The sequence below is a fragment of the Plantactinospora sp. WMMB334 genome (assembly GCF_049179095.1).
In the GTDB taxonomy this organism is placed as follows: domain Bacteria; phylum Actinomycetota; class Actinomycetes; order Mycobacteriales; family Micromonosporaceae; genus Plantactinospora.
This window is the reverse complement of the sequence record NZ_JBMHME010000002.1, coordinates 4,397,690-4,417,663: the sequence shown is the minus strand read 5'-3', so window position 1 is coordinate 4,417,663 and position 19,974 is coordinate 4,397,690. Positions and strand designations below refer to the sequence as shown.

The following is a 19,974-nucleotide window of genomic DNA, read 5'->3' as shown; positions in this document are numbered from 1 at the left end:
GTCGTTGTTGTGGTGCTCCGGGGTGCTGTCGTTGTCGGTGCTCCGGGAGTCACGCCCGCCGCCACGCCCGGCCCTCGCGGGCCAGCAGCTTGTCCGCGGCCCGTGGACCCCACTCGCCGGCCCGGTACGGCTCCGGCCGGACGCCCTCCCAGGAATCCTCCAGCGGATCGATCACCTGCCAGCTCTGCTCCACCTCGGCGGCGTCCGGGAAGAGCGTCCGGTCACCGATCAGCACGTCGAGCACCAGCCGCTCGTACGCCTCGGGGCTGGACTCGGTGAAGGCCTCGCCGTACTGGAAATCCATCGCGATGTCCCGGACCTCCATGGTGGTGCCCGGAACCTTGGAGCCGAACTTCAGCACCACGCCCTCGTCCGGCTGGACCCGGATGACGAGCTGGTTGTTGCCGAGCATCTCCATGTCGGCGGGGTTGAACGGCAGGTGCGGCGCCTTCTTGAACATGATGGCGACCTCGGTCACCCGGCGCGGCAACCGCTTGCCGGCCCGGATGTAGAACGGCACCCCGGCCCAGCGCCGGTTCTGGATGCCGAGCCGGACCGCCACGTAGGTCTCGGTGGTGGAGTCGGCCGGCACGCCCTCCTCGTCGAGGTAGCCGACCGCACGCTTGCCGGCCACCCAGCCCGGCAGGTACTGCCCGCGTACCGTGCCGCTCTGCACGTCCTTCGGCAGGGTGATCGCGCGGAGCACCTTCAGCTTCTCGGCCCGGATCTCGCTGGCGTCGAAGCTGGTCGGCTCCTCCATCGCCACCAGGGCGAGCAGTTGCAGCAGGTGGTTCTGGAGCACGTCCCGGGCGGTGCCGGTGGCGTCGTAGAAGCCGGCCCGGGTGCCGATCCCGACGTCCTCGGCCATCGTGATCTGCACCGAGTCGACGTACTTGGAGTTCCAGAGCGGCTCGAAGAGGCTGTTGGCGAAGCGCAGGGCGAGGATGTTCTGAACGGTCTCCTTGCCCAGGTAGTGGTCGATCCGGAAGACGTCGTCCCGGGTGAAGACGTCGTCGACCAGGTCGTTGAGCGCCTTCGCCGAGGGCAGGTCGTGGCCGAACGGCTTCTCCACCACCACCCGCCGCCAGCCGCCGCACTTGTCGTTGTCGGCCATGCCGGTCCGGGCGAGCTGCTTGAGCACGGTCGGAAACGCGGCCGGCGGGATGGAGAAGTAGAACGCGGCGTTGCCGCCGATGCCGTGGCTCTCCCGCAGCTCGTCCAGGCAGGTGGCCAGCTTGTCGAAGGCGGCGTCGTCGTCGAAGGCGCCGCCGACGAACTTGATGTTGCCGGCCAGCCGGCCCCAGACCTCTTCCCGCCAGGGCGTCCGGGCGTGTGCCTGTGCCGCGTCCCGGGCCATCGACTCGAAGTCGCCGTCGCCCCAGTCGCGACGGGCGAACCCGAGCACCACGAAACCCGGGGGCAGCAGCCCTCGGTTGGCCAGGTCGTAGACGGCGGGCAGCAGTTTCTTGCGGGCCAGGTCCCCGGTGACGCCGAAGATCACCAGTGCGCACGGCTCCGGGATCCGCGGTAACCGCCGGTCCTGCGGGTCGCGCAGCGGATTCACGGCTCCCCCTCCTCGCTCAGTCGGTCACTGTCAGCATGCCCGGTGGTGGTCAACTCCGCAGTCCCCGTACCGCGTCGAGCAGGTGTGGAATTCCGGCGGCCCGGTCGGTCAGGTGCAGCCGGAGCACCGGCCGGCCGCGCTGGGCGAGGGCCTCGCGGTCGCCCGCGGCCTGCGCCGCCTGCAACTGCCCGAAGGAGTACGCCCTGCCGGGCACCGGCAGGTCCTCGGCCACGTCCCCGGTGATCTGCAGGTACGAGCCGAGCTGCGGCCCGCCCTTGTGGTACTGCCCGGTCGAGTGCAGGAACCGGGGCCCCCAGCCGAAGGTGACCGGCCGGCCGGAGGCGGCGGCGAGACCGGGGCGCACCTGCGCGGTCTTGGCGTCGGCGAACCGGTCCAGGTAGGCCATGACGGCGAGGTAGCCGTCCCCGCCGAGCCCGTCCAGCAGCAGCCGCAGCGCACCGGCCAGATCGCCGGGGAGCGGGTCGCCCTGTTGCGGCCCGCCCGGGAACCAGTACCCCTCGACACCGGCGTCGACGAAGGTCGGCGACTCGATCGGCAGCCCGGAGCCGAGCAGCCGGTTGGTGTTCTCCTTGGACTCGGTCACGTTCGGCTGGTTGAACGGGTCGATCCCGAGCACCACCCCGGCGACCGCGGTGGCGTACTCCCAAGCGAGGAACTGCGCGCCGAGCGGGCCGTTGACCGCCAGGTCGGGCCGGACGCCGTTGCCCGGCACGGCACCGGCGGCGAGCCCGCCGCCGTAGGTGACGGTCAGCACGTCCGGCCCGGTCGCACCCGGGCTGCCCGGGTCCTCGACCACCACCGGCAGGATGCCGATGCCGTTCTTGCCGGTGGACTCGGCGATCAACTGCTCGGCCCAGTCGCCGAGACCGTCGATGCCGGTGCCGTCCGGGACCAGCGCGACCTTGTCCCGGCCGGTGGTGGCGGCGGCGCCGAGCGCGGCGCCGAGCGCCAGCCCCGGGTTGTCCCGCGGGCCGCCGAGCGCGCCGAGCAGCTCCTCGGCCTGGTCGAGCAGCTCGACCACCTCGACGCCGGCCAGCGCCGACGGCACCAGCCCGAACGCGGTCAGCGCGGAGTAGCGCCCACCGACGTCCGGGTCGGCCAACACCACGAAGGCACCCATCTCGGCGGCGGTCTCCGCCAGCGGCGAGCCGGGGTCGGTGACGATGACGAAGCGCCGGCCGGCCTCGGCCTCGCTGAGCCCGGCGTCGAGGAACGCCTGCCAGTAGGCCCGGCGGTGGCTGTCGGTCTCCACCGTCGAGCCGGACTTGCTGGAGACCACCACCACGGTCCGGTCCAGCCGGTCGGCGATCGCCGACCGGACCTGCCCCGGATCCGTGGTGTCGAGCACGGTCAGGGACTTCCCGAGGGTACGGGTGATCACCTCGGGGGCCAGGGAGGAGCCACCCATTCCGGCCAGTACCACGTGGTCGAGGTCGGCCAGTTCGGCCCTGAGCTCGGCGAGCTGGGGGAGGAGCTCCCGGCTGCGCCGGAAGGTGTCCACCCAGCCGAGCCGGATCGCCGCCTCGTCCTGCGCCTCCGGACCCCAGAGCGTGGCGTCCTTGGCGACCAGCCGGGCCGGCACGTCCTCGGCCAGCAGCGCGGCCCGGGCCGAGGCCGGTGCGGTGGCGTCGACCGCCTCCGCACCGTGGACGGCGAGCCCGGCCGCCGCCTCGCAGCCGCCCTCCAGCAGGTCCTCGGGGTTGCGGTCGCTCATGCGTTGCCTCCGGCCCGGCCGGCGGCCTCGGCGTTCTCCTCGGCGGCCCGGTTCGGCTTTCCGGAGCCCTCCGCGGCCGACTCCAGCGACTTGCGTACCCCGTCCAGCAGCTCCAGCCAGCTGGCCTCGAACTTCTCCACGCCCTCCCGCTCCAGGGTGGCGATGACGTCGTCGAAGTCGATGCCGGCGGCGGTCAGCCCGTCGAGGACCTCGCGGGCCTCGGCGTAGGCGCCGGTGACCGTGTCGGGCCGCGTCTCGCCGTGGTCGGCGTAGGCGTCGATCACCGGCTCCGGCATCGTGTTGACGGTGCCGGGCGCGATCAGCTCCTCGACGTAGATGACGTCGCGGTATTCGGGGTTCTTGGTGGAGGTGGAGGCCCAGAGCGGGCGCTGCGGGTGGGCACCGGCGTCGGCGAGCGCCTGCCACCGGTCGGAGGAGAAGACCTCGGAGTAGCGCTCGTACGCCAGTTGCGCGTTGGCGACCGCGGCCCTGCCCTTCAGCGCCGCCAGGTCCGGCCGGCCGCCCGCGCCGAGCTTGTCCAGCCGCTTGTCGACCTCGGTGTCGACCCGGGAGACGAAGAAGGAGGCGACCGAGGCGATCGTCGACAGGTCGTGCCCGTTCGCCTTCGCCTGCTCCAGGCCGGCCAGGAACGCCTCCATCACCGCCGAGTAGCGGTCCAGCCCGAAGATCAGGGTGACGTTCACGCTGATCCCCTCGGCCAGGGTCGCGGTGATGGCCGGCAGCCCCGCCTCGGTCGCCGGGATCTTGATGAAGAGGTTCGGCCGGTCGACCAGCCACCACAGCGCCTTCGCCTCGGCCAGCGTCGGCTCGCTCCGGTACGCCAGCCGGGGGTCCACCTCGATCGAGACCCGGCCGTCCACCCCGGCACTGCCGTCGTACGCCGGACGCATCACGTCACAGGCCCACCGCACGTCGTACGTGGTGAGCGCGCGTACCGCCTCGTCGACGTCGACCCCGCGCACGGCCAGGTCCCGTAGCTGCCAGTTGTATTCGTCGGCGTCGCTGAGCGCCTTGGCGAAGATGGTCGGGTTGGTGGTCACCCCGACGAGGTGCTTCTCCCTGCGCAACTGGTCCAGGTTGCCCGAACTCAGCCGTACCCGGGAAAGGTCGTCGAGCCAGACCGCCACGCCTGCGGCGGTCAACTCGCCCAATCGGTCCGTCATGACTGCAACGCTCCCTTGGTTGCCGGTGGTCCGCCGGTGATCTCGCCCACCTGGATCGCCGGGCCGGCCGACTCGCCGGTGCCGTCGGCGCGCCGGTCGAGATCGGACCAGGTCAGCGCGGTCTGCTCGCGTCGACTGTCGGCCACGATCGTGTGCTCCTCGGCGTGGATGGGCGGAACCCTCACTGATGACCCTAGTGCGGCGTCCATAAACGTTCACCGGATCCCCCGGTGGTGTCTGGATCCTCGCCTGGTCGGGTGTCCGGCAGCTGAACAGGTCCGTCGCTCGCCGTACCTCCGCACCTCGGGGCTGGTGGTGCGGTTCGCCGGAAGTGTGATCGTTCGCACCGGAGAAGGGTCGCCCGGGCAGCGAAAACGACGACGCGTAGGCTGTCGGTCGGCGTGCTGGCTCCGGGCCATCCGCCGGCCCGAGCTGTTTTCCGCAGCGACCAGTCTGTGCCCGACGCCGGAGGTGGCAATCCGTGAGCATGATCACCGAGCGCCCCGTGACCGGCGGTGTCCCGGCTGCGGGGACCCCGGGCGAGGTGGCTCGGCGTAGCGACGTCGCGGCCCGGGTCCGGGCCTACGTCGCGCTGACCAAGCCACGGATCGTCGAGCTGCTGCTGATCTCCACGGTGCCGACGATGATGCTGGCCGCCGACGGGCTGCCCCCGCTCGGGCTGGTCGCGGTGGTCCTGGTCGGCGGATCCCTGGCCGCGGGAGCCGCCAACGCGCTGAACTGCTACATCGACCGCGACATCGACCAGGTGATGAAGCGGACCAAGCGCCGTCCGCTGCCCACGCACACCGTGGCCCCCCGCAACGCGCTGGTCTTCGGGCTGGTCCTGGCGGCGGTCTCGGTGATCCTGATGGCGGTCTTCACCAACTGGCTGGCCACCGGCCTGACCCTGGGCGCCATCGTCTACTACGACCTCGTCTACACCATGTGGTTGAAGCGGACCACCTGGCAGAACACCTTCTGGGGCGGCATCTGCGGCTCGGCCCCGGTGCTGATCGGCTGGGCGGCGGTCACCGGTTCGCTGGCGCCGGCCGCCTGGGGACTCTTCGCGGTGGTCTTCTTCTGGCAACTGCCGCACTTCTACGCGCTGGCGATCAAGTTCAGGGACGACTACGCCCGGGCCGGCATCCCGATGCTGCCGGTGGTGGCGTCGATCCGCCGGGTCTCGGCGGAGATCGTGGTCTACACCTGGCTGACGGTGCTGGCCTCGGTGCTGGTCTGGCCGCTGGGCATGGGCCCGGTCTACGGGATCACCGCTCTGGTGACGGGCGGGGTCTTCGTCGCCGAGGCGCACCGGTTGCGCCAGCGGGCCGGTCGGGGTGAGCGGGTGAAGCCGATGCGGCTGTTCCACTGGTCCATCACGTATCTGACGCTGGTCTTCGTCGCGGTCGCCGTCGACGCGCTGCTCTGACCGGCATGGCGTACCCGGCAGGACCGAGGTCGGCGGTCACTTTGTGACCGTTTATCCCCTTCATCCCGTTTGTCGAGCTATAACGTGAATATCGGTTGTGAATTGATCACATCTATATCCGAAAAATCACCCAAAGGCCGCCAGCCCTTTCGGTAAACCTCACCGTAATCGGCATCACAAATTATCGGTAGCTGCCCCTCGTTCATGCAGAAGTCTGCTTAGGCTTCGCGTTATGGCAGATGGTTCCGATACGACGCCGACGGCCGAGCAGACCGTAGCGGGTCAGACCCCCAACGGTCTGGTCGCCGGCATCCAGTCGTTTGCCGCCGGTCACGGCGGCGCGAAGGCGGTCATCGAGTACGTCGGCAAGCGGGGCGCGCGCATTGTCCTGGTGGGGGAGGACGGCGCGTGGGCTGACCAGTTCGCAGACAGCACGGACGTCGCGCGACTGGCCTGCGCCAAGGCGGGGGTCGCCGTGGAGAACGAATGGGAGCGGGAACTGATGGACCAGATGCGTCCGAGTCACGACCTATGGCGGTCGATGTCTCGGCGTACCCTGGCTCGTTGATGAATTTTGTCCGATAACATCCGCGCGACCCGGGGCGACGAGCCCCGGGTCGCTCTCATCACCTGTGCCGAACTACCCGGACTCGACCCCGACGACCGGTTGTTGCTGGCGCCGCTGGCCGAGCGCGGCATCCGGGTCGACGCGGTCGTCTGGGACGACCCGGCCGTGGACTGGGCCGGCTACCGGCTGGCGATGCTCCGCTCGCCCTGGGACTACCCGCCCCGGCGGGCCGAGTTCGTCGCCTGGGCCGAGCGCGTGCCCCGGCTGGCCAATCCCGCCGATCTGGTGCGCTGGAACACCGACAAGCGCTATCTGCGGGAGCTCGCCGGGGTCGGGGTGCCGACGGTGCCGACCGACTGGCTGGATCCCCACGCGGACTGGAGCCTCCCGGCGCGGCACGGCGAGTACGTCGTCAAGCCCGTCGTCGGCGCGGGCAGCCTGGACACCGGCCGTTACGACCTCGCCGACGCCGAACACCGGGAACTCGCCACCGCACACGTGAAGCGGCTCCAGGCGGCCGGCCGGTGGGTCATGGTGCAGCCGTATCTGAGCGCCGTCGACACCGCCGGGGAGACCGCCCTGCTCTTCGTCGCCGGCCCGGACGGACTGCGGTCCGGCCCCGACGGACTGCGGTTCAGTCACGCGATCCGCAAGGGGCCGATGCTGGTCGGTCCGGACCACGGTGTCGACGGGCTGTTCCGGCCGGAGCAGATCGCCCCGCGTACGCCCGCCGACGCCGAGCTCGCGGTCGCCGGGCGGGTGCTGGCGGCGCTGCCCGGCGGGACGGCGCGCCCGCTCTACGCCCGGGTCGACCTGATCCCCGGGCCGGACGGCGCCCCGGTGCTGGTCGAGGTGGAGCTCACCGAGCCCTCCCTCTTCCTGGCCCACGACCCGGCCGCACCGGGCCGGTTCGCCGACGCCATCGCCGCCCGGCTCGGCTGAACGGTTAGGAAGGGCCCCCGCTACAACAGAAAACGATAAGCGGGGGCCCTTCCTTACACCCGTTCCAGCTGGCGGGTGTCGGTGGGGGTGGGCGGGAGGGTGGCGGCGGCGGTGCGTTCGCGGGTCGACCAGAGCACCGCCAGAGCGGCGAGCCAGACCAGGCAGGAGCCGAGCATGTGCGCGCCGACCAGCGCCACCGGCAGGCCGGTGAGGTACTGCACGAAGCCGATCACACCCTGGCCGAGCTCGGCGAGGATCAGCAGGCCGGCGGCGCGGATCGCGGCCGGTGGCGCGGAGACCGCGCGGAACGCGAACCAGATCGCGACCGAGAGGCCCAGCAGCAGGAAGACGGTGTCGGCGTGCACCTGGGAGATGCTCTCCGGATCCAGGCCGTTGCGGGCCGCGCCGGAGTCGCCGGAGTGCGGGCCGCTGCCGGTCACCCAGGTGCCGACCACCAGCACGGCCGCCGTGACCACCGCGGTGAGCCGGGCGAGCGTACGCAGCGGGGTCGGCACGGTCGGTTGGGCCGGCCCGTCCGACCCGAGGGTCCGGCGCCAGAACGCGTACGCGGCGGCGATCACCGCCATCGAGGCGAGGAAGTGCAGCCCGACCACCCACGGGTTCAGGTCGGTGAGCACGGTGATCCCGCCGATGACCGCCTGCGCCGGGATGCCGAACGCGGCGCCGACGCTGAGCAGCCGGAGCCCTCGGCGGGCCGGGCGCTGCTGCCAGGCGGCGATCACCCCGGCGATCACCACGGCGGCGAGCACGAAGGTGAGCAGCCGGTTGCCGAACTCGATCATCCCGTGCAGGCCCATCTCGGCGGTCGTCACGTACGACTCGTCGGTGCAGCGGGGCCAGGTCGGGCAGCCGAGCCCGGATTTGGTCAGCCGGACGGCCCCGCCGGTCCCGACGATCAGCACGTTGCCCACCACCGAGGCGAGGGCGAGTCGCGATAGGGTGGGTTTGCCAGAAAATTCGCCGAATCGGCTCACGCCGGCCATCGTACGTGCAAATGTGATCATGCTGGACGGCGCATCCGCCGTCCGGTGGTCCGGATCACCGGGGCCCGGGTTTGCGGATCTTGGACGAAATACGTAACGTTGGCGTAGTGAAAAACCTGGCGGCGTACTCGGAGCAGGAACGGGTGACCGGTCCGGTCGCCCGCTCCGCCGTGCCCGCCGCTGCGACCGTCCCCACCGGGGTCGCCGGTCCGGACGGCCGACCGACCCGGGACCGGGTGACCCAGCTGCTGCTGGAGCACGGTGCGGCCACCGCCGCACAGCTCGGCGCGGAGCTGGGGCTCAGCCCGGCGGCGATCCGCCGGCACCTCGACGCGATGCTCGCCGACGGCGACGTGGTCGCCCGCGACCAGGTCGTGCACGGCCAGCGGGGCCGTGGCCGGCCCGCCAGGATCTTCCGGCTCACCGACTCCGGCCGGCGGCGCTGCGGCACGCACACCTACGACGGGATGGCCACCGCCGCGCTCCGCTGGATCTTCCGGCACGGCGGGCCGGACGCGGTCGACGCCTTCGCCGCCGAACAGGTCGCGTCGCTGGAGGCCCGCTGCCGGGCGGCCCTGGAGGATGCCGGCGACGATCCGCTGGCCAGGGCCGAGGCGCTCGCCGGGGCGCTGACCGCGGAGGGCTACGCTGCCAACGCGTCCACGATCGCCTCCGGTGGCCAGCTCTGCCAGCACCACTGCCCGGTGGTCCACGTGGCCGCGGAGTTTCCCCAGCTGTGCGAGGCCGAGACGGCGGTCATCTCCCGCCTGATCGGCACCCACGTGCAGCGCCTCGCCACCATCGCCCACGGCGACGGGGTGTGCACCACGCACATCCCGGCCCAGCCCAAACCTTCCGTCAGCAGTGTGAGGACAGATAGATGACCGACCAGATCGTCCAGCCCATGACGCAGGAGGAGCAGCTCGCCGCCCTGGGCCGTTACGAGTACGGCTGGGCCGACTCCGACATCGCCGGTGCCGCCGCCCAGCGTGGCCTGAACGAGGCGGTGGTCCGGGACATCTCCGCCAAGAAGAACGAGCCCGCCTGGATGCTCGACCTGCGGCTCAAGGGGCTGCGGCTCTTCGGCCGCAAGCCGATGCCGAACTGGGGCGCCGACCTCGGCGGGATCGACTTCGACAACATCAAATACTTCGTCCGCTCGACCGAGAAGCAGGCCGCGAGCTGGGACGACCTCCCGCAGGACATCAAGAACACCTACGACAAGCTGGGCATCCCGGAGGCCGAGAAGCAGCGGCTGATCGCCGGCGTCGCCGCCCAGTACGAGTCCGAGGTGGTCTACCACAAGATCCGCGAGGACCTGGAGGAGCAGGGCGTCGTCTTCCTGGACACCGACACCGCGCTCAAGGAGCACGAGGACCTCTTCAAGGAATACTTCGGCACCGTGATCCCGGTCGGTGACAACAAGTTCGCCGCGCTGAACACCTCGGTCTGGTCCGGCGGCTCGTTCATCTACGTGCCGAAGGGCGTGCACGTGGAGATCCCGCTCCAGGCGTACTTCCGGATCAACACCGAGAACATGGGGCAGTTCGAGCGGACGCTGATCATCGTCGACGAGGGCGCGTACGTGCACTACGTCGAGGGCTGCACCGCGCCGATCTACTCCTCCGACTCGCTGCACAGCGCGGTCGTCGAGATCGTCGTGAAGAAGAACGCCCGCTGCCGCTACACCACCATCCAGAACTGGTCGAACAACGTCTACAACCTGGTCACCAAGCGGGCGGTCTGCCACGAGGGCGCGACCATGGAGTGGATCGACGGCAACATCGGCTCCAAGGTGACGATGAAATACCCGGCGGTCTGGATGACCGGCGAGCACGCCAAGGGCGAGGTGCTCTCGGTGGCGATGGCCGGCGAGGGCCAGCACCAGGACGCGGGCGCCAAGATGGTGCACGCCGCGCCGCACACCTCCAGCACGATCGTCTCCAAGTCGATCGCCCGGGGCGGTGGCCGGACCTCCTACCGGGGCCTGGTCCAGGTGCTGGAGGGCTCGCACCACAGCAGGAGCACCGTCAAGTGCGACGCGCTGCTTGTCGACACCATCTCCCGGTCGGACACCTACCCCTACGTCGACATCCGCGAGGACGACGTGGCGATGGGGCACGAGGCGACCGTCTCCAAGGTCAGCGAGGACCAGCTCTTCTACCTGATGAGCCGGGGCCTGACCGAGGACGAGGCGATGGCGATGATCGTGCGCGGCTTCATCGAGCCGATCGCCAAGGAACTCCCGATGGAGTACGCCCTGGAGCTCAACCGGCTGATCGAGCTGCAGATGGAGGGCGCGGTCGGCTGACGCCGACGCCCGATCCCGCCCCCCGGCTCTCGCAGACAAGGCCAAGGAAGAGATGACTACCGAAGCATTCGCGCCCGAGGCGCCCGGAGCGCGCCAGGCGCCCGCCGTACCGGTCGCGCAGACCAAGGCGCAGACGCTCCGCTCGTACGACGTCCGCGACTTCCCGGCCCTGACCGGCATGGAGGAGGAGTGGCGGTTCACCCCGCTGAAGCGGCTGCGCGGCCTCGCCGACGACAGGTTCACCCCGGTCGCCGGGCGGCTGCGCTACGAGGTCACCGCGCTGCCGGACGGGGTGACCTTCGGCGGCGTGCACGAGGGTGACGCCCGGATCGGTAGCGTGCTGACCCCGTTCGACCGGATCAGCGCGCTGGCCCACGGCCGGACCGGCGAGGCGGTGGTGCTCGCGGTGGCCCCGGAGACCCGGCCGGCCGAGCCGGTGACCCTCCGGCTGGTCGGGCAGGGTGCCGACGGCGCCTCGTTCGGGCACACCTTCGTCGACGTCGGCCGCTTCGCCGAGGTGACGCTGGTGCTGGAGCAGACCGGTTCGGTCACCCTGGCCGACAACGTCGAGGTGGTCGTCGACGAGGGCGCGAAGCTGACCCTGGTCACCGTCGCCGACTGGGCCCCGGACGCCGTCCAGGCCCAGCACCTCAAGGTCCGGCTCGGCCGGGACGCCAAGGTGACGCACATCCAGGTGAGCCTCGGCGGCGACCTGGTCCGGCAGTACACAAGCGTGGAATACACCGGCCGGGGCGGCGAGGCCGAGCTCTACGGCCTCTACTTCGCCGACGCCGGGCAGCACCTGGAGCACCGGCAGATGGTCGACCACAGCGTGCCGGACTGTCGCAGCTACGTCGGCTACCGGGGCGCGCTCCAGGGCGCCAGCGCGCACACCGTCTGGGTCGGCGACGTGCTGATCCGGGCCGAGGCGACCGGCACCGACACCTACGAGATCAACCGCAACCTGGTGCTGACCGACGGCGCCCGCGCCGACTCGGTGCCCAACCTGGAGATCGAGACCGGTGAGGTGGCCGGCGCCGGGCACGCCAGCGCGACCGGGCGCTTCGACGACGAGCAGCTCTTCTACCTGATGGCCCGGGGGATCCCGGAGGAGGAGGCGCGCCGGCTGGTGGTGCGCGGCTTCTTCGCCGAGCTGTTGCAGAAGATCCCGGCCGAGGAGCTGCGGCAGCGGCTCGGCGACCAGATCGAGGCGCGGCTGGTCGATGCTGAAGCAGGGCTGACGAGGGCCGGGGCCTGATGATCCGGATCTGTTCGACCGAGGACGTGCCGAAGGGCACCGCGATCCAGGCCGAGGTGGAGGGGACCGAGGTCGCCGTCGTACACGCGGAGGACGGCAACTTCTACGCCGTATACGACGAGTGCTCGCACGCCGCCGTGCCGCTCTCCGAGGGCGAGATCGACGGCTGCACCCTGGAGTGCTGGCTGCACGGCTCCCGCTTCGACCTGCGTACCGGCGAGCCGACCGGGCTGCCCGCCACCGAACCCGTACCCGTCTACCCCGTCGAGATCCGCGACGGCGACGTCTACCTGAGTCTCACACCGAGCAATGGAGTTGCCGCACCATGAGCGTTCTGGAGATCCGTGACCTGCAGGTGTCGGTCCGGCTGCCCGAGGGCGAGCTGAAGCCGATCCTGGCCGGGGTCGACCTCACCGTGCGGGCGGGGGAGACGCACGCCATCATGGGCCCGAACGGGTCCGGCAAGTCGACCCTGGCGTACTCGATCGCCGGCCACCCGAAATACGAGATCACCGGCGGCGAGGTGCTGCTGGACGGCGCCGACGTGCTCTCGATGGCCGTGGACGAGCGGGCCCGCGCCGGCCTCTTCCTCGCCATGCAGTACCCGGTCGAGGTGCCCGGCGTGTCGGTGGCGAACTTCCTGCGTACCGCGAAGACCGCGATCGACGGCGAGGCGCCGAAGCTGCGCACCTGGGCCGGCGAGCTGCGCGGCGCGATGGAGCGGCTGCAGATGGACCCGGCGTTCGCCCAGCGCAACGTCAACGAGGGCTTCTCCGGCGGCGAGAAGAAGCGGCACGAGATCGTCCAGCTCGAGCTGCTCAAGCCGAAGGTGGCGATCCTCGACGAGACCGACTCCGGCCTCGACATCGACGCGCTGCGCGTCGTCAGCGAGGGCGTCAACCGGGTCCGCGAGACCGGAGAGACCGGCCTGCTGCTGATCACCCACTACACCCGGATCCTCCGCTACATCAGGCCGGACTTCGTGCACGTCTTCGTCGCCGGCCGGATCGTCGAGGAGGGCGGCCCCGAGCTGGCCGAGAAGCTGGAGGCCGAGGGCTACGAGCGCTACGTCGCCGGCGCCGGCGTGGCCCGGGCCTGAGAGACCGGAAGGGCACCGTCGAGATGACCACCATCGCGATCCCACCGGGGATGCCACAGTACGACGACGTGCCGCGCTACGACGTCGAGGCGGTACGCGCCGACTTCCCGATCCTGGGGCGCGAGGTCAACGGCCACCCGATGGTCTACCTCGACAGCGCGAACACGTCGCAGAAGCCCCGGCAGGTGCTGGACGCGCTGCGCGAGCACTACGAGCGGCACAACGGCAACGTCTCCCGCTCGGTGCACACGGTCGGCACCGAGGCGACCGAGGCGTACGAGGGCGCGCGGGCGAAGGTGGCGGCCTTCGTCAACGCGCCCAGCGCCGACGAGGTGGTCTTCACCAAGAACTCCACCGAGGCGATCAACCTGGTGGCGTACGCCTTCTCCAACGCCTCGCTCGGCGGCCCGGCCGGCGACCCGCGGTTCCGGCTCGGCCCCGGCGACGAGATCGTGATCTCCGAGATGGAGCACCACTCCAACATCGTGCCGTGGCAGCTCCTCTGCGAGCGGACCGGCGCCACGCTGCGCTGGTTCCCGGTCACCGACGGCGGCCGGCTCGACGAGTCCGGGCTGGACGAGCTGGTCAACGAGCGGACCAGGCTCGTCTCGATCGTGCACATGTCCAACATCCTCGGCACGATCAACGCCACCGCCCGGATCACCGAACGGGTCCGCCAGGTCGGCGCGCTGCTGCTGCTCGACTGCTCGCAGTCGGTGCCGCACCTGCCGGTCGACGTGGTCGACCTGGACGCCGACTTCATCGCCTTCACCGGGCACAAGATGTGCGGGCCGAGCGGGATCGGGGTGCTCTGGGGCCGGGCCGAGCTGCTCGCCGCGATGCCGCCGGTCTTCGGCGGTGGTTCGATGATCGAGACGGTGAGCATGGCCGGCTCGACGTACGCGCCGCCGCCGGCCCGGTTCGAGGCGGGCACACCGCCGATCGCCGAGGCGGTGGCGCTGGGCGCGGCGGTGGACTACCTGACCGGGCTCGACATGCGGGCGATCCAGTGGCACGAGCGGGAACTGACCGCGTACGCGCTGGACGCCCTCGGGACGGTTCCGGGGCTGCGGGTCTTCGGCCCGGAGCTGCCGGTCGGCCGGGGCGGGACGATCTCGTTCGCGCTGGAGGGCGTCCACCCGCACGACGTGGGCCAGATCCTGGACGCCGAGGGCGTCGAGGTGCGGGTCGGTCATCACTGTGCGCGACCGGTGTGCGTGCGGTTCGGCGTACCGGCGACAACCCGCGCGTCGTTCTACCTGTACACCACGACCAGCGAGGTCGACGCCCTGGTACGGGGGCTGGAACAGGTACGGAAGGTGTTCGGGTGATGCAGGTCGACCAGCTCTACCAGGAGATAATCCTGGACCACTACAAGCATCCGCACGGGCGCGGGCTGCGCGAGCCGTACGCCGCCGAGGCGCACCACGTCAACCCGACCTGCGGGGACGAGGTGACCGTCCGGGTCACCCTGGACGGCGACACTCTCAGTGACGTCTCGTACGACGGCCTGGGTTGCTCGATCAGCCAGGCGTCGGCGAGCGTGCTGCACGAGCTGCTCACCGGCAGGGAGAGCAGCGAGGCGTTCGAGGTGCACGCCGCCTTCGTGGAGCTGATGTCGGGGCGCGGGCAGGTCACCCCGGACGAGGGACTGCTCGGCGACGCGGTGGCGTTCGCCGGGGTGGCCCGCTATCCGGCCCGGGTGAAGTGCGCGCTGCTGCCGTGGATGGCGTTCAAGGACGCCGCGGCCCGGGCCGGGATGGGTGTTGTCGAGGCCGGTGCCGGAGAGAGTAACGAGCGGAACGAGGTGAAGACGGCATGACCGATCAGGACACGACGGCCGCGTCGACGGCGGTGACCCCGCCGGCCGGTGCCGTGGAGCCGACCGGCGCAGTGGGGTCGGCCGGTGCGGCGGGGTCGGCCGCTGCGGCGGGGTCGGCTGGTGCGGCCGGGGCGGCCGGTGCGGCCGGCAGGGCGGCGGTCGCCGACGTCGAGGAGGCGATGAGGGACGTCGTCGATCCCGAGCTCGGCATCAACGTGGTCGACCTGGGCCTGGTCTACGGCGTCCACGTCGACGACGAGAACGTGGCGACCCTGGACATGACGCTGACCTCGGCGGCCTGCCCGCTGACCGACGTGATCGAGGACCAGGCCCGGCAGGCCCTGACCACCGGACCGGGCGGCGGCATCGTCTCCGACCTCCGGATCAACTGGGTCTGGATGCCGCCGTGGGGCCCCGACAAGATCACCGACGAGGGCCGCGACCAACTCCGCACCCTCGGCTTCAACGTCTGACCCACCCGCCCCGCGCCCGCGCCCGCGCCCGCGCGGCGCCGCGCCCGCGCCGCGCCCGCGCCGCGCTGGGCGCTTCGCGGATGTCGTGAATCTTGACGATCTGTTGTCGTTCCCGCGACAACAGATCGTCAAGATCTCGGCTGAGCTTTCCGGGTGCGGATGCCGGGGGACGACGACAGCGAGTTGGACTGGTTGCTGTTCAACCAGTCGCAGGTGGTGAGCTGGGCGCAGGCCAGCCGGGCGCTCTCGCCGGGCAGGGTGCGGCACCTGTTGGCGACAGGGCGGTGGCGGCGGTGGTGTCGCGGCGTACTGGTGGCGCATCCCGGTGAGCTGACCCGGCCACAACAGCTCTGGGTGGCGGTGCTCTCGGTCGGCGCGGACGCGGTGCTGGCCGGCCTCACCGCGGCGGCCGAGGCGGGGCTGCGGGGCTTCCGGCGGGAGCCGATCGACGTACTCGTTCCGGACGGGCACAGCACCTCGACCGCCCGCCGCCGGCTCGAGCCCGGGATGCCCGGAGTGCGGGTGCACCGGACCAGGTCGCTGCCGCCGGATCAGGTGCAGGCGGCACGTCCGACCCGGACCGGTACCGCCCGCTCCCTGGTGGACGCGGCCGGCTGGGCGCGCAGCGACGACGAGGCGCGGTCGATGATCGCGGCAGGTTGCCAGCAACGCCTGGTACGCCCCGAGGAGATCGTCGAGGTGGCCGGGGTGCTGCCCCGGGCACGCCGCCGCGCGTTGGTGCTGGAGACGGCCCGGGACGCGCAGGGCGGCGCGGAGGCGCTCTCCGAGATCGACTTCGTCCGGCTCTGCCGCCGCTACCGGCTGCCCCGGCCCGACCTCCAGGAGCGGCGCCGGGATGCCGCCGGTCGGATGCGTTATCTGGACGCGTGCTGGCGGCGGTGGCGGCTGCACGTGGAGGTGGACGGTGCGCACCACATGGACGTACGCCACTGGGAGGCGGACATGCGCCGGCAGAACGAGGTGTGGCTCGACGGCGACCGGGTGCTGCGCTTCTCCGCCGCTCAGATCCGTCACCGCCCCGCCGAGGTCGCCGAGCAACTCCGCCGCGCCCTCACCGCCGCCGGCTGGCGCCCATGGCCCGATGAGTAGGAGATCTTGACGATCTGTTGTCGCGGGAACGACAACAGATCGTCAAGATCTACGCGGTAACTCAGTGCGGGTATGCCTCGAGTTCCCAGAGGGAGATGCCGTAGGGGGTGGCGCGGGTGAGGGCGTGTAGGCGGAGGTGGTGGGCGGAGGTTGTCGGGAAGGCGACGGTGTCGGTGTTGCCGTCGCCGGCCGTGGTCGACCAGACGGTGCGCCAGGTGGTGCCGTCGGTGGAGACCTCGATCCGGTACGACCGCGCGTACGCCGCCTCCCAGCGCAGCACCACCCGACTCACCTGCCGGACGGCGCCGAGATCGACGGTGATCGACTGGTTGTCCGACCAGGAGCTCGCCCAACGGGTGTCGAGGTCGCCGTCGACCGCCCGGGCCGCCGGCCGGCCGAGCTGGGTGCTCGACGCCTTCACCGGCCGGCCCAGGGCCAGGTTCGTCAGGTCGTCGCCGCGTCCGGCCGGGAAGGAGACCACCTGCTGGTACGTGGGCCGGTTCTGCCAGGCGATGATGTCCTGCCGGATGCCGCCGAGCGGGGAGTGCACGATGGCGTCCGCGCACCACTGGTCGCCGGCCGCGCAGTACTCGTCACCGGGGTAGACCTCGGCGGCCGGGGTGCCGGCGGCGGTGCGCAGCGTGTCCAGCAGGATCTGCCGGCAGGCCGCCAGGTCTCCGTCGCCGCAGTAGGTCCGGCCGAGCCCACCGGAGACCGGCTCGCCCAGCACCGCCCGCAGGTCGGCGTCGACATAGCCCCACCAACCCTGCTGGAACGACGACCCCTTGTGGGTCTGGCCGGCGGCGGCCGAACCGGGCAGGTCCGAGGCGTCGCCCTGCTGGTGCCCGGAGGGTGACTCGTTGATCTGCATCGCGTTCACCAGCGCGCCGTAGAGGTCGGTGCCGAGCGGCCCGGCGAACTGGCCCCGGACCAGCAGCGGCCACCAGGCGTCGAAGATCCGGATCGCCTCGGCGTGCTGGTAGGTCTCCGAGCCCTCCGCCGTCTCCACCCGCAGCGCCCCGACCTGCCGCCATGCCCTGAGCCGGTCGACCATCCCGGCCAGGGCGGCGTCGGTGATCGGTTGGCTCTCCAGCACCCGGAGCAGCTCGTCCAGCACCTCGATCCCGCGCAGGTCGGTCAGGCCGGCCCGCTGCACCAGGGCGGTCAGCGAGGCGCGGTCGAACTTCTGCCCGGCCTCGATCGCCGCCCGGATCGGCCGGTCCAGCAGGTCGCCCCGGTGCACCGGGCCGAAGCTGAAGTTGCCGTCCGCCGCGCTGTAGTCGGCGGCCTGCTTGTTGTTCCAGCTCACGTAGTAGTCCTGGTCGACCGAGTTCGGGTGCGCCGACGCCGGGTGGTAGTCGGCTTTGTTGGTCTCCGGGTCGAAGCCCTGCCACTCGTACGCCGGTTCGGCCCGCATCGGCAGATGAGGGTTGGCGCCGGCGGCCCGGATCGGATTGAGCCCGGAGTTGTAGTACGCCGCCTGGCGCGAGTTGACGTAGAACCAGTTGAAAGCGTACCCGATCTCGGCGGCCGCGGCGGTGAACCGGCCGGCGTCGCCCATCGCGGCGGGGTCGTTGAAGATCTGGAACCCGATCGCCGAGTCGGCCTCGTGCCGGTACGTCGAGCGGAGCTGGGTGAAGGCGTGCGGCGCCCCGGCCACGGTGCCCCGCCAGGCCACCAGCCCGAGTTTCGTGCGCCTGGCGACAAGCGTGTACGAGCCGGCCGCCGTGTCGTCCGCCAATGTCGGCCGCCACGAGTTGACGTGCGCGATCTCCTCCATCGGCAGGCACTCGCCCCGGTACCGGTAATGGTCGCTGGCCAGCGTCGGCGCGCTGCCGTCGGTCGTGCAGAGCGGCACGGCGTAGGTGTCGGTGATGTCCTGGGTGGCCGAGGTGGCGCTCCAGGCATAATCCTGGCCCCGGCCGAGCAGCACGTAGAGGTTGACCCCGGCGAAGGCGGCGCCCCGGGCGCTGATCCCCGGCCCCTGCAACTCCTGCATCATCAGCAGTTGCGGCGCGAAGTATCCGGTCTGCGGGCCGAAGACGGCGATCGGATGGCCGGTGGCGGAGTGCGCCCCGGAGATCACGGCGGCATTGGACATGCCCCTGGGGGTGATGGTCAGCCCGGAGAGCGCGGCGGCCAGTTCGGACGCTCCGCCGGTGGAGCGCCGGGCCGAGCCGGTCGGGTTCTCGGTGACCGGTTCGACCCGGACCGAGCCGGCGTCCGGCAGCACGACGCTCGGCGCGTCCGGGTCGGCATCGCCGTACGGGAAGCTCTGCCCGTCGTGCAGGGTCAACACCGTTTCCGGGTTGTTCCGCATCCGGAACGCCGTCCACACCCGGTCCCCCTCGACCGGGCCGTAGCGGGCCCGGGCGGCGATCCGGACCAGCGCGGACTGCATCTCGTGGCCGCCACCGCCGCCGAACAACCCGCCGATCACACCCGAGATCGCGATCAGGTCGGTCATCTCGAACGGCTCCGGCCCGCCCTCGTTGGTGATCGCGTCCAGGTGTCCGGCCAGGACGTACTCGCCGGGACAGTTGCGGTTGGCCATGCAGTGCCGGATGTAGGCGTTGATCCCGGCGATGTACTCGCGGACGTCGTCGTAGAGCTGTTCGCCCCGGGGCCCGCGCTCGCGCAGCGCCTCGACCTGGGCCGCCAGCTCCGCGTCCGTATACGGCGAGTTCCGCCAGACGCTCTGCTCCAGGGCCCGGTTGCCCGGTGCGCCGCCGGCGAAGGAGGTGAGCGTGCCCCGACCGACGTGCCGGAGCAGGTCCATGGTGAAGAGCCGGTCCTCCGCCCCGACGTATCCGGCGCCGTAGACGGTGCCGGCCCGGGTGGTGCCGGTGACGTGCGGGATGCCGGTCGCCCGGTCCCGGACGACGGTGACGTCGGAGCGGGGTGAGTAGGTGCGTTCGGCCTGGCCGGGCGGCACCCCGAAGGACGCGTCGTTGAAGAACTCGCCGAGCTGCTCCTCGCGCAGCCCCGCGTACCCGTAGACCAGGCGGGCGTAGCGGTCGAGCTGGTCGCCGGCGTGCCGGGGGAGTACGCCCAGCGTCTGGTTGGCGAGGATCTCCACCAGGGTGGCGTTGCCGTTCTGGCCGGGGGGCAGGATGTCGGCGCACTCACCGAGGCAGTGGTCGCCGGCCGCGAAGGCGGCGGTGAGCGTGCCGGCGTGGGCGGTCAGGGTGGCGGTGAGCGTGCTGGCGTGGGCGGTGCGGGTGCTGGCGGGTGGGGCGGCGGGTGCGGGGGCGGCGGTCAGCGCGAGCACGGCCGCGCTGAGCACCGCGACCCCGGCGGCGGCGCGACGACGGGGACGGTGAGCCATCGGGAATCCTTCCGCCGGTACGGACGAACATGAGAGACCTTCGGCTACCGGATGGTAACCACTCGGAGTGGTCGATAGATAGCCCTGGATCAGCAAAGATGGGTTCGAATCGGCTCGGTGGGCCGGCGCACACCCGCGCGTCACGCG

At 71.4% G+C, this 19,974-nt stretch carries 18 protein-coding genes; 12 read left to right on the top strand and 6 right to left on the bottom strand.

The annotated features are described in order from the left end of the window. Positions 1–49 precede the first annotated feature (49 nt). The 4 genes from zwf to ACN27G_RS18905 are packed head-to-tail and all read right to left on the bottom strand — an operon-like array spanning position 50 to position 4,668. Positions 50–1,564, bottom strand: coding sequence for a glucose-6-phosphate dehydrogenase (zwf, locus tag ACN27G_RS18920; protein ID WP_421494119.1), 1,515 nt, complete (start codon positions 1,562–1,564; stop codon positions 50–52). A gap of 49 nt (positions 1,565–1,613) precedes the next feature. Further along, positions 1,614–3,299 carry a glucose-6-phosphate isomerase gene (locus ACN27G_RS18915; protein ID WP_421494118.1) on the bottom strand — a complete coding sequence of 562 codons (1,686 nt, stop codon included), beginning with the start codon at positions 3,297–3,299 and terminating at the stop codon, positions 1,614–1,616. Next, entirely contained in the window at positions 3,296–4,483 is a 1,188-nt protein-coding gene (gene tal / locus ACN27G_RS18910) for a transaldolase (RefSeq protein WP_421494117.1), read from the bottom strand. The genes ACN27G_RS18915 and tal overlap by 4 nt, the downstream gene beginning before the upstream one ends. Continuing rightward, positions 4,480–4,668 carry a hypothetical protein gene (locus ACN27G_RS18905; protein ID WP_421494116.1) on the bottom strand — a complete coding sequence of 63 codons (189 nt, stop codon included), beginning with the start codon at positions 4,666–4,668 and terminating at the stop codon, positions 4,480–4,482. Before ACN27G_RS18905 ends, tal begins: the two co-directional genes overlap by 4 nt. A 296-nt stretch (positions 4,669–4,964) precedes the next feature. Here ACN27G_RS18905 and ACN27G_RS18900 point away from each other — a divergent pair, with 296 nt between their 5' ends. From ACN27G_RS18900 to ACN27G_RS18890, 3 genes are all read left to right on the top strand, one after another. Further along, positions 4,965–5,912: a heme o synthase gene (locus ACN27G_RS18900; protein WP_421494115.1), complete on the top strand. Its 948-nt coding sequence runs from the start codon at positions 4,965–4,967 to the stop codon at positions 5,910–5,912. 232 nt (positions 5,913–6,144) lie between these two features. Beyond that, the gene (locus tag ACN27G_RS18895; RefSeq protein ID WP_421494114.1) at positions 6,145–6,480 is read left to right on the top strand and encodes a hypothetical protein; all 336 of its coding nucleotides are present in this window, start codon (positions 6,145–6,147) and stop codon (positions 6,478–6,480) included. A 3-nt stretch (positions 6,481–6,483) separates the two neighbouring features. Next, positions 6,484–7,422, top strand: a complete 939-nt coding sequence (locus tag ACN27G_RS18890; RefSeq protein WP_421497381.1) for an ATP-grasp domain-containing protein — start codon at positions 6,484–6,486, stop codon at positions 7,420–7,422. 53 nt (positions 7,423–7,475) lie between these two features. Here the strand turns inward: ACN27G_RS18890 and ACN27G_RS18885 are convergent, their stop codons facing one another. Continuing rightward, complete coding sequence (locus tag ACN27G_RS18885; RefSeq protein WP_421494113.1) at positions 7,476–8,426, bottom strand: COX15/CtaA family protein; 951 nt, start codon at positions 8,424–8,426, stop codon at positions 7,476–7,478. A 170-nt stretch (positions 8,427–8,596) separates the two neighbouring features. Here ACN27G_RS18885 and ACN27G_RS18880 point away from each other — a divergent pair, with 170 nt between their 5' ends. The 9 genes from ACN27G_RS18880 to ACN27G_RS18840 all read left to right on the top strand — a co-directional run bounded on the left by ACN27G_RS18880 (position 8,597) and on the right by ACN27G_RS18840 (position 16,499). Continuing rightward, complete coding sequence (locus ACN27G_RS18880; RefSeq protein ID WP_421497380.1) at positions 8,597–9,310, top strand: helix-turn-helix transcriptional regulator; 714 nt, start codon at positions 8,597–8,599, stop codon at positions 9,308–9,310. After that, positions 9,307–10,737 carry a Fe-S cluster assembly protein SufB gene (gene sufB, locus ACN27G_RS18875; protein WP_421494112.1) on the top strand — a complete coding sequence of 477 codons (1,431 nt, stop codon included), beginning with the start codon at positions 9,307–9,309 and terminating at the stop codon, positions 10,735–10,737. Before ACN27G_RS18880 ends, sufB begins: the two co-directional genes overlap by 4 nt. Before the next feature lie 52 nt (positions 10,738–10,789). Next, entirely contained in the window at positions 10,790–11,995 is a 1,206-nt protein-coding gene (sufD, locus tag ACN27G_RS18870; RefSeq protein WP_421494111.1) for a Fe-S cluster assembly protein SufD, read from the top strand. After that, the gene (locus ACN27G_RS18865; protein ID WP_421494110.1) at positions 11,995–12,324 is read left to right on the top strand and encodes a non-heme iron oxygenase ferredoxin subunit; all 330 of its coding nucleotides are present in this window, start codon (positions 11,995–11,997) and stop codon (positions 12,322–12,324) included. Before sufD ends, ACN27G_RS18865 begins: the two co-directional genes overlap by 1 nt. Continuing rightward, positions 12,321–13,094 carry a Fe-S cluster assembly ATPase SufC gene (sufC, locus tag ACN27G_RS18860; protein ID WP_421494109.1) on the top strand — a complete coding sequence of 258 codons (774 nt, stop codon included), beginning with the start codon at positions 12,321–12,323 and terminating at the stop codon, positions 13,092–13,094. Before ACN27G_RS18865 ends, sufC begins: the two co-directional genes overlap by 4 nt. A 23-nt stretch (positions 13,095–13,117) precedes the next feature. Further along, positions 13,118–14,425, top strand: a complete 1,308-nt coding sequence (locus ACN27G_RS18855) for a cysteine desulfurase (protein ID WP_421494108.1) — start codon at positions 13,118–13,120, stop codon at positions 14,423–14,425. After that, positions 14,425–14,916 (top strand): Fe-S cluster assembly sulfur transfer protein SufU, encoded by a 492-nt coding sequence (gene sufU / locus ACN27G_RS18850; protein WP_421497379.1) that lies wholly within the window; start codon positions 14,425–14,427, stop codon positions 14,914–14,916. The genes ACN27G_RS18855 and sufU overlap by 1 nt, the downstream gene beginning before the upstream one ends. Then, positions 14,913–15,389 (top strand): metal-sulfur cluster assembly factor, encoded by a 477-nt coding sequence (locus tag ACN27G_RS18845; RefSeq protein WP_421494107.1) that lies wholly within the window; start codon positions 14,913–14,915, stop codon positions 15,387–15,389. Before sufU ends, ACN27G_RS18845 begins: the two co-directional genes overlap by 4 nt. A 159-nt stretch (positions 15,390–15,548) precedes the next feature. Continuing rightward, positions 15,549–16,499 carry a DUF559 domain-containing protein gene (locus tag ACN27G_RS18840; RefSeq protein ID WP_421497378.1) on the top strand — a complete coding sequence of 317 codons (951 nt, stop codon included), beginning with the start codon at positions 15,549–15,551 and terminating at the stop codon, positions 16,497–16,499. A gap of 61 nt (positions 16,500–16,560) precedes the next feature. On the opposite strand, the gene ACN27G_RS18835 is transcribed toward ACN27G_RS18840, so the two are convergent. After that, complete coding sequence (locus ACN27G_RS18835; protein ID WP_421494106.1) at positions 16,561–19,827, bottom strand: penicillin acylase family protein; 3,267 nt, start codon at positions 19,825–19,827, stop codon at positions 16,561–16,563. Positions 19,828–19,974: the final 147 nt, after the last annotated feature.